Genomic DNA, 9,102 nt, shown 5'->3' on the forward strand with positions numbered 1-9,102 from the left:
AGCCTCTACTTTAGAATAGATCTCTGCCAACTTTGTAAGTCCTTCACTACTATTCCCCGCAGCCTCCCCAAACATACGCATACGTTGACTAACTTCAGAAGCAGAAGCTCCATAAGATAACATGGTTTGAGCAGCACTACTTATAGCTTCACTAGTAAATGTGGTTTGTTCCCCAAAAGCATTCATATCATCGGCTAAAGCTTTTCCAAGACTATCGTTATTTAGCATCTGTGAAAAAACACTAACTTCATTGTTAAATGATTCTAAAGACTCCATAGCGCCTGTAAAAACATTATTAACAGCATTGCCCGCCATTTGAAGAGTTTTCACAATCAAAACTATAGGACCAATAGTATTTACCATTCTCTCTAAAGCGTCCGCTGCTGCATTTGCCATATTTTTTACATTGAACAAATTTTTACCAACACGTTTTAGAGTGCTCCCAACGCTTTTGAAACTTTTGGTACTATTACTTCCAACAACTTTGACGGCTGAAGCAAGATTTTTGAAATTATCACCCATCCTTCGAGTATTCTCAATCAAAGCTTCACAAACAATGTTGAAACCATCGCCCGTATTTATCGCAGTCTCTAACCTTGACTTCAAATCTTCTAAGTTTTGAAATTCTTGTGACGCTATTTTGTGAAGTTGCTCAGATATGTCATTTAACTTCATCTCATTGTTTGTAACAATCGACAAAGGAATTATAATGTCATCAAGATTCATTTACTTATACTCTCATTTTCAAGTTGTTTGATGTAAAGATTAAGCTCATTGTAAACAAGCACAAACCAATAATTTTGATCAAAAAGTCCCCCTCCTCGTGGAAGAATCCCCAAACTTCGTGAAATCAACGCCTGATTGATCAAATGCATCAAACACTCTTCATTGTATTTAATCCAAGCAATTTCTTCTTTCATGTCTTGCAAAAATTTCCTCTGTAGTCTTTCTGTAAATTTTAATGCCTTGTCATAATGGTCTCGTCTAGCGATATAATACAAGGCAAGTTCTACTTTTTTGCAACACGCTCTACCTTTAAGGTATCTGATACATTGTAAATCTCAATTGCTAAATTTGATAACATATCTTGTAACAAAATAGCATCCTTCTCAACCACTTCCTTAGTTACAGGTTGATTATCCTGATCAAACAATCCAACAAATCCTACAACATTATCTCTCCAAATTTTTTTAACAAATTCCAACTGTCTCTTATTTACGTCTATAGCTGCTTTAGGATCAATTTCTTTGAGAGAATTTTTAGATATTTTTTGAAATAATTCAACTTGAAAAGCTTTAAGTTCCTCGATAAATCCATAATTGATACCTTCAAGTATCACAAATGCATCTTCATTAGCAGATTTTTCTCTCTCAGCAGCAGTACCACTCTTATGAACCACATCTCCTTGTTTTCGAAGATAATCCGGAATATAAGGCAACTCAATACGACCCGATAAATTAACATTAACTAACATAGCAATATAACCTCCTCTCTAATCAAACTTCAAAAAATTTTGCACCAGCAATATAATCATAAGACGCTGAAACTAATGGCTTTGAAAGCGTTAATTGATATTTTTGATCAATCTTTTGATTTGACAAATCCTGACTTGGATTAAATGTTGCAATTTGCCCTTCGCCAATCATAAATTTAGTTCTCTGACCTTCACTTTGTCCCTGATTTACAAAAAGTGCAAAAAACTCATAATTACGTGGTAATATCTGCCTACCAAAAGTATACCCATCACTACTATTATTCTTACTAACATCCAAATTTATAAAATGAGAATGCTCAACATAAGTCTCAAGCAACTCATCCTTATTCTCAGAAGTCTCACGAATAGAATACCCTGAAAACTCAACTGTTTGTTCTGGAATTTTCCCAATAGCCGAAATTGAACCACATACCGTCTTTAATGTCTCCGTAGCTTTGGTTGAACTGATTGAATATGAATTGCCAACACAATAAGTTCTAAAAAGTAATACTTCTATCTCATCATTATTATCAAAACATTTTTTCAATTCTTCGCACATTGAATCGTGATAGTACACAATGCTACCTTGTTTCAAATTCAAAGTTCCAAGCTTAGAATTTGCACTGACAGTTTTTACCCTAAAAACACATTCTTTGATTGATTTCCACTTACTAGGTTTTGTAGTTGAAAAAGGTAAGTCTTTTACAACAAGATCCTTTGGCGAAACTCCGTCAACAGCAGTGGTATCCTTTATCTCTGTCCCTGTAAAGCACCATTTAAATTTAGGTACATCAACTGATACCAAAACAAGCCCTAAGGGCATTTTCAATTTTTGTTCAGCCATTTAATTTCTCCTCTTTTAAACCTCAAAAAACTTTGCACCAGCAATATAATCATAAGACACTGAAACTAATGGCTTTGAAAGCGTTAATTGATATTTTTGATCAATTTTTTGATTCGACAAATCTTGACTTGGATTAAATGTTGCAATTTGTCCTTCGCCAATCATAAATTTAGTTCTCTGACCTTCACTTTGTCCTTGATTTACAAAAAGTGCAAAAAACTCATAATTACGCGGTAATATCTGCCTACCAAAAGCATACCCATTACCATTCTTCTTACTAACATCCAAATTTATAAAATGAGAATGCTCAACATAAGTCTCAAGCAACTCATCCTTATTCTCAGAAGTCTCACGAATAGAATACCCTGAAAACTCAACTGTTTGTTCTGGAATTTTCCCAATAGCCGAAATTGAACCACATACCGTCTTCAATGTTTCAGTAGCTTTAGTTGAAGTGATTGAATATGAATTGCCAACACAATAAGTTCTAAAAAGTAGAACTTCTATCTCATCATTATCAACAAAACAGTCTTTCAAAGAACTATACATGACATCGTGATAGTACACAATGCTACCTTGTTTCAAATTCAAAGTCCCAAGCTTAGAATTTGCACTGACAGTTTTTACCCTAAAAACACATTCTTTGATTGATTTCCACTTAGTAGGTTTTGTAGTTGAAAAAGGTAAATCTTTTACAACCAAATCTTTAAGTTCCCCATCACTAGGAGCAGTCTCGCTCTTAATTGTGCTCCCATTAAAACACCATTTGAATTTAGGTATATCAACTGATACCAAAACAAGCCCTAAGGGCATTTTCAATTTTTGTTCAGCCATTCACTTTCTCCTTTTTTGGACACAATAAACCCAAATCACCACTGTTAATCCTAATACCAAGAGTGCTCCTTATTATAGTTACCATCTGAGTATCTTTGTCATCGCCCTCTAAAATTTGTGAATCATCAATGGAAAATGATTGAAGAGAATAATTTACAACTAAAAAGTTAACTATCAAAGTTGCAATCTCAAGACCAATAGTTGGTTTATGCTCTGTACACTCCGTGTAAACTAAAAAATCAAGACTTATAGCGAACGAATAACTTTTACACCTAAGTACAACCTCACCTAAGCCTTTTAACGCAAAAACTACGACTGGAAGATTTAAGGTAGTACAAGTAGGGATCTCAGATTTATAGTAAATTTGAGTTGTTGCAAACTTATTAGAAAACAAATAATTATTCAAATCTTTCTTTAATGTATGTAAAAATTTTTCGATAAATTTCATTTTAACAAATCCTTTGTCTTGGGAATAAGATCTGTATTGATCCAATCTGTATATTGTTTTTTAGGTCCTCTATTTTTTATCTTCAGCCATATAGGAACAGCTGAATCAATAAGTCCCTTATGAGAAGCCCACATTTTAATCCTGGATAAGCTAAGATTAGAATATGAACTGTATGCATCCCCTGAATCTAACATCCTAGACAAAGGAGAATTTACTTTAACCTCAATATTGACACCTTTAGAAGTCTCTTGAGTTTTAATACTAGTGATATTACGAAGTCGACCTGGAACTTGTGATTTTAAAACACCAAGATTCTTATTTATCTTAAGTCCAATAAAACTTTTTGCTTTATCAAAAATCGATTTACTAATCTTAGACTTAATATCATTAACGTTAATCACAAATCTTAACCTCTGAAATTTACTTACCCAATACTCAAAAAAGTACTCTGATCAACTCTAGCAAAAAGAGAATCAATCTGATCAAGCAACTTTTTGAATTTGCAATCTTTTTGATCCCCCGACTTGAAGCATTTAGAATGAAATACGTCAGTATACACTACCTCTAGCAATATAAATAACCAATTATCATAAGCATCACTTTCAACATGATAAAGACCCAGAATCGACTTTGTATACCTTAAACACTCTAAAAGCTCTGGCCTAAGACTCAATGGTATATCTATACGACCATCATCTTTCATACACATCATACGTAAATATTCTACAGAAGTCATACTGATCCACTTATCAAGCAAAACATCGTTATCACTAATATCAACATCTTGATTCATATATTAGTCAATCTCTCGATAAGCCAAATAACTAACTACTAATAGTTATCTCAACAACTTCTTTTGGATTCAAATGAACAACTCCTGCTGTCTGCATTGATGCATGGATATATTCATATTCTATGTCTCCAAATCTTCTAAAGCCTATTTCAGACATAATAGGAACAAACATTATTGAAGGATCAGGTTCGTAAAGAATTGGATGTTCAAGTCCTTTAAATACTCTTGCTAATATATTATGGTCTTTCAGAAGTACATCTCGCACTGTTATATAATGAGGTTCATTGTAAAGATCTACTAAGAGATGTGAAAACTTATGTGGTAATAGTAACACATAAGATCCATTCAATCTTTTCTTATACTCCTCAGATTTACGTTTAGCTTCCACAACCTTTTGATATAAAGCAATCCCAGTAGTTAATGACGAAGCCTCTGTAGCTGTTAATTTAGTTCTACCAGAAAGTGTTGCAATACCTTCAATATTCTTCAATGAGTCTCCAAGAAGAACCGAGTGAAAAATATTTCTCATAAGAGCAGGTCCTAAATCAGCCTTAATTGTATTATCATTCTCAGTACCAAACATCAAAGAACTGTGTGATACAGATATCCCGCAACTAAACAAATGCATCCTATACAAAAATCTTCTGTAAATCTTGCTATAATCTCCAGCAGAAGCATCTCCAGCATTTGAAGTAATATCATCACTACCAATATTGTAAAATACATAACACCCATCTTGAATATTATTTCTACTTATCACCTTAAAAGGCACTAAATCTTCAAGCTTCTCTTCTTTTGCAAGATTTGAAATATCTTCATGATAATTACCAACAGATTGTGAAAAAAAAATACTTTGATCCATATTTTCTAAACCTCCCTAAAAACAAATAACTAACTACTAATAGTTATCTCAACAACTTCTGCAGGATTAAAATGCACAACTCCTGCAGACCGCATTGATGCATGAATGAAATCACCCTCAATGCCTCCAAATCTTCTAAAGCTTATTTCAGACATAATCGGAACAAACATTATTGCGGGATCAGGTTCGTAAAGAATTGGATGTTCAAGTCCTTTAAATATCTTCGTTAATATCTTATGGTCTTTTAGAAGTGACTCTCTTACTGTTATGTATTGAGGTTCACTATAAAGATCCAACAAGAGATGTGCAAACTTATGTGGTAAGAGCAATTGGTAAACTCCCTCAAATTCCTCTTTATAATCCTCAGATTTAAGTTTCGCTTCCACAACTTTTTGATGTAAAGTAGTTCCAGTAGTTAATGACGAAGCCTGTGTAGCCGTTAACTTAGTTCTACCGGAAAGTGTTGCAATACCCTCCATCTTAATAGATGGCTTTCCAAAAACAAGTGAATTATAAGCATTTTTTATAAGAGCGAGTTCTAAATTAGACTTAACCTCATCCTCATTTATCTCACCATCAATCAAATCCCTTTGCGGTATACGTTGAAGCGTATTAAATACATGCATTTTATATGTAATTTCCTCAACGGAATTACCACTCATCCCAATCTCATTACTATAATCTCCAGCACTCGAAGTAACATTATGCCTAGCTGTTGATTTACGAGCCACAAAATACCCATCTCTAAGATCACTTCTATTTATGACCTTATAAGGCACTAAATCTTCAAGCCCCTTTTTTGCAAGACGTAAAATATCCCCATGATAACTGCCATTGAATTCTGAAAAAATACCTCTACTCATATATTACAAAGCCCCCTATTTTTATGAAGAAAATTTTCTATTACCGCTAGTATCATATTCATGACCAATTTGAGCATCTAATAACACAACTTTACTTGAAGTACTAATGCTTATGTCCTTGATTCTACCCACCTGAACTCCACCTTTACCATTTTTGTCTTGGACAAGTTTCCCATCTTTGAAAAAGACATAATGCCCAATTTTAGGAGTTGTATATGATGTATCAAGAGTTACTACTACTTCACCACGTCTTCTAATAGGAACAACTTCTCCTGGTAAGTACTTTTCTGTTTCATATGAAGGTATATAGGTCTTTTTCATAGCAAATCCACGAACAACATCAGTGTTTGTAGTACTAGATGTTGCTTTTTTTACCAAAATATCTCCCATATTAGAGGACTTACTAACTATTACTAAATCCCCAGGCAATATAGCCTCTGAATCAGCATCAACTATTGCAGACTCAGTTTCATGAATTCCACTCTTATGTTCAAATCCTGGTAAAAAACTTTTTTCTGAACCGGAAAAACTAAATTTATGCATGCGCAAACCCAACATTAGCAATTTTATCTTTATATCTCTGTGCCATGGTATTATTTACAATCTCTCCAACAGATCTACCACGTGCATTATTCATTTGCTTGTAAGCTGTAAGTTGTTGTACAAGGAAACTCATATTATCAATCTGTGCATCAAGATCTCCAGATTCATCTACTTGAACTTAATATCATATTTTCTTTTCATAGCATCTAAAAATGCCAACTTTGCATCCTTGATACTACTAACCTTTTCAAATTCTGGAGAAATATCATACTGCTTGGACGCATCCTGTAATTGTGACAAAATCTTAGAATCCCTGAATGCATTAAGTTCGGCCTTCTTTTCAGCTTGTTTCTTATCTCTCTCACCTTCTGCTAATCTCTTCTCAAAATCCTGAATTATCTCTGGTATTCTCTTAGAATCTGAGATCAACTTTTCATACTCTTCAAAAGAAATTGTTACACTTTCTCTATTACCAACATCAGAAGCAAAATTATTGGTAGTTGATAAAGAAATATCATCTAATTGTTCACTTTTCATATTTACCTCCTTTTTCCAAAGTCAAACAACTTACATAAATCAATTCTCACTAAACTTGCAAAAATTCGTTAAGTTCAAACTGAATTTTGTTCACAAGATCTAAATTACCCATCTCATTAGCCTTTTCTAAAATATCTGCATATAAAGACAGAGTACGCGCATGTTTCTCTTCAATATCAGCTTGTTCTTTTTGACTAATCGGCTTCACAGCCTTAAATTGCCAATTAGATTCAAGTCTAAATTTCTTCAGAACTGCATTGATAAAAGGCGCCATCATTAACTTACATATTTGCTCAATATTCAGATAGAATATGTCATAATTTCCAACACTTCCCTCCCCAGACGGAGATGTGGGATATAGTACTTCTTTAGGAATTCCAGAATAGAGCGTCACATCAGACACAATAATCTCAAATGCATCTCTTATAGGACTTACAGAACGTGTAATATTTGCAATATCATCTTCTTTACCAAGTATCATCATTTTATGATTACTATCCAAAACCCCTTCTACATTTTTCTTAAGTTCAGAAAGATCATGTGCCGTCATATCTTTGATTGATGGCAAAGTTGCGGATTTTAGAAAAGTAAAATTGTTAACCTTCAAAAAACCAACCGTCTCATCAAGCAAAGAATTCATCATGCGACTACTCTTCTCTAAAGCCGAAAAATTCAAAAATGACGACTTCATTTTGATAACACGAGTCGGATGTATATGATCAACAGAAAAATCATCTGCATCACAAACCTCACCAAAATTGAAACAACGAGATTCAAAACCATCCTTCAATGGTGTGCGGGGATCTTCAGAATCAGGAACTACTATGTAAAAAGCACTTTCCCCCGAAATAATTGAGGTGTAGACCATCTTTTTGATCACGCTTCTAAAATTGTTATCAAAAAGCACATCAAGCCCATCTCCTTTTTTGTGCTCAATGTCTCTAGATGCTGCAAATCCTGCATATATTTCTGCTACTTGATGAGAAAGTCTTGACGAATCTCTATTCAAACAACTGCTGCTTGTCGGATAAAATATTGAATTTGAAGCAGCACTCTTATCAAAATTCCTTTTAAAAAAATTAAACTTAAACAATCAAACCTCCGTAGCCCAATTACGTAAAAATGGACACAGCATTCAAAAATGCTGGTATATACTGTAAATCTCTTTGCATAACAATATTTGTAGCTATACCACTCTCACTAGAAAAAGACTCATCATAATAATATTCAGTGTCATGAAACTCTAAAATTACGTCTTCGGTCTCTTCTTTTTTTACAACATTCAAATTATTGGGGATAAGATAATCTGAGAGAACATACAGACTACGATTTCTAGCCATCAAAGAACCTCTACCAAAACGAGACAAAACATATCTTAGCTCTTGTCTAGTATGTGGTAAAACAAAAGTTCCCCTAAAACGCGCAAATTCAAGCTGATAATCTTCGCTTGAAAGTAATACTTTACTACTAGCATTAGTTACAACTGTTAGTGGCAGATAACCAAGTCTTCCAACAAGAATTTCTATCAAGCAAACTCTATTTCCTTTTATGTGCACTCCAGTGTAAAAACTGCCTTGTACTCTAGATATCAAACTTTCATCGCACACTTTAAACTGTTTTATAAATCTAGCAGTTCCAAATTCAAATTCTTCACCTAAAACTTCAATTCTAAACCCAATATCATTGCCATGATACGCAAGTTTTTGTTTCTCTAACCAAGAATTAACATCGCCTCCATTCAAAAATGGATTGTCTCTATAAGTACTTTTGATCACACACACTGAAGGATTATCTTCATTTGCAATATAACGTTTGTAAAGCCAATGAGAACGCGGAACTGGATTGCTCGACATATAGATTCTACCACCTCTTTCTCTCATTGTCGGAATAAGTTTTTCAATATC

The 9,102-nt window shown here is 33.8% G+C and carries 14 protein-coding genes and 1 pseudogene; all 15 read right to left on the reverse strand.

Annotated features, from left to right (window positions below):
* A pseudogene (locus tag U880_RS0100660) lies at positions 1 to 726 on the reverse strand (tape measure protein); the annotation flags it as partial.
* Entirely contained in the window at positions 723 to 1,001 is a 279-nt protein-coding gene (locus U880_RS0100665) for a hypothetical protein (protein WP_235047962.1), read from the reverse strand. The gene U880_RS0100665 and the pseudogene U880_RS0100660, both read right to left, overlap by 4 nt.
* Positions 1,002 to 1,009: 8 nt before the next feature.
* Positions 1,010 to 1,474, reverse strand: coding sequence for a hypothetical protein (locus U880_RS0100670; protein WP_024654372.1), 465 nt, complete (start codon positions 1,472 to 1,474; stop codon positions 1,010 to 1,012).
* 22 nt (positions 1,475 to 1,496) lie between these two features.
* The gene (locus U880_RS0100675) at positions 1,497 to 2,318 is read right to left on the reverse strand and encodes a hypothetical protein (RefSeq protein ID WP_024654373.1); all 822 of its coding nucleotides are present in this window, start codon (positions 2,316 to 2,318) and stop codon (positions 1,497 to 1,499) included.
* 15 nt (positions 2,319 to 2,333) lie between these two features.
* On the reverse strand, positions 2,334 to 3,152 hold the full coding sequence (locus U880_RS0100680) for a hypothetical protein (protein WP_024654374.1): 819 nt from the start codon (positions 3,150 to 3,152) through the stop codon (positions 2,334 to 2,336).
* Complete coding sequence (locus tag U880_RS0100685) at positions 3,145 to 3,600, reverse strand: hypothetical protein (protein ID WP_024654375.1); 456 nt, start codon at positions 3,598 to 3,600, stop codon at positions 3,145 to 3,147. Before U880_RS0100685 ends, U880_RS0100680 begins: the two co-directional genes overlap by 8 nt.
* Positions 3,597 to 4,001, reverse strand: a complete 405-nt coding sequence (locus U880_RS0100690) for a hypothetical protein (RefSeq protein ID WP_024654376.1) — start codon at positions 3,999 to 4,001, stop codon at positions 3,597 to 3,599. The genes U880_RS0100685 and U880_RS0100690 overlap by 4 nt, the downstream gene beginning before the upstream one ends.
* Before the next feature lie 23 nt (positions 4,002 to 4,024).
* Positions 4,025 to 4,393: a hypothetical protein gene (locus U880_RS0100695; RefSeq protein ID WP_038358611.1), complete on the reverse strand. Its 369-nt coding sequence runs from the start codon at positions 4,391 to 4,393 to the stop codon at positions 4,025 to 4,027.
* A 31-nt stretch (positions 4,394 to 4,424) separates the two neighbouring features.
* On the reverse strand, positions 4,425 to 5,255 hold the full coding sequence (locus U880_RS11040; RefSeq protein ID WP_024654378.1) for a hypothetical protein: 831 nt from the start codon (positions 5,253 to 5,255) through the stop codon (positions 4,425 to 4,427).
* A gap of 29 nt (positions 5,256 to 5,284) precedes the next feature.
* A complete protein-coding gene (locus tag U880_RS0100705; protein WP_024654379.1) occupies positions 5,285 to 6,118 on the reverse strand; it encodes a hypothetical protein in 834 nt (277 codons plus the stop codon).
* Positions 6,119 to 6,139: 21 nt separating this feature from the next.
* The gene (locus U880_RS0100710) at positions 6,140 to 6,676 is read right to left on the reverse strand and encodes a structural cement protein Gp24 (RefSeq protein ID WP_235047963.1); all 537 of its coding nucleotides are present in this window, start codon (positions 6,674 to 6,676) and stop codon (positions 6,140 to 6,142) included.
* On the reverse strand, positions 6,654 to 6,794 hold the full coding sequence (locus U880_RS11615) for a hypothetical protein (RefSeq protein ID WP_235047964.1): 141 nt from the start codon (positions 6,792 to 6,794) through the stop codon (positions 6,654 to 6,656). The genes U880_RS0100710 and U880_RS11615 overlap by 23 nt, the downstream gene beginning before the upstream one ends.
* Positions 6,795 to 6,829: 35 nt before the next feature.
* The gene (locus U880_RS09705) at positions 6,830 to 7,198 is read right to left on the reverse strand and encodes a hypothetical protein (protein ID WP_235047965.1); all 369 of its coding nucleotides are present in this window, start codon (positions 7,196 to 7,198) and stop codon (positions 6,830 to 6,832) included.
* A 49-nt stretch (positions 7,199 to 7,247) separates the two neighbouring features.
* Entirely contained in the window at positions 7,248 to 8,291 is a 1,044-nt protein-coding gene (locus U880_RS0100720; protein ID WP_024654381.1) for an anti-CBASS protein Acb1 family protein, read from the reverse strand.
* A 19-nt stretch (positions 8,292 to 8,310) separates the two neighbouring features.
* Positions 8,311 to 9,102 (reverse strand): PBSX family phage terminase large subunit (locus tag U880_RS0100725; RefSeq protein WP_024654382.1); only part of this gene is annotated, 792 nt, incomplete at its 5' end.

Origin of the sequence: Borrelia hispanica CRI (assembly GCF_000500065.1) — a bacterium.
Classification (GTDB): Bacteria; Spirochaetota; Spirochaetia; order Borreliales; family Borreliaceae; genus Borrelia; species Borrelia hispanica.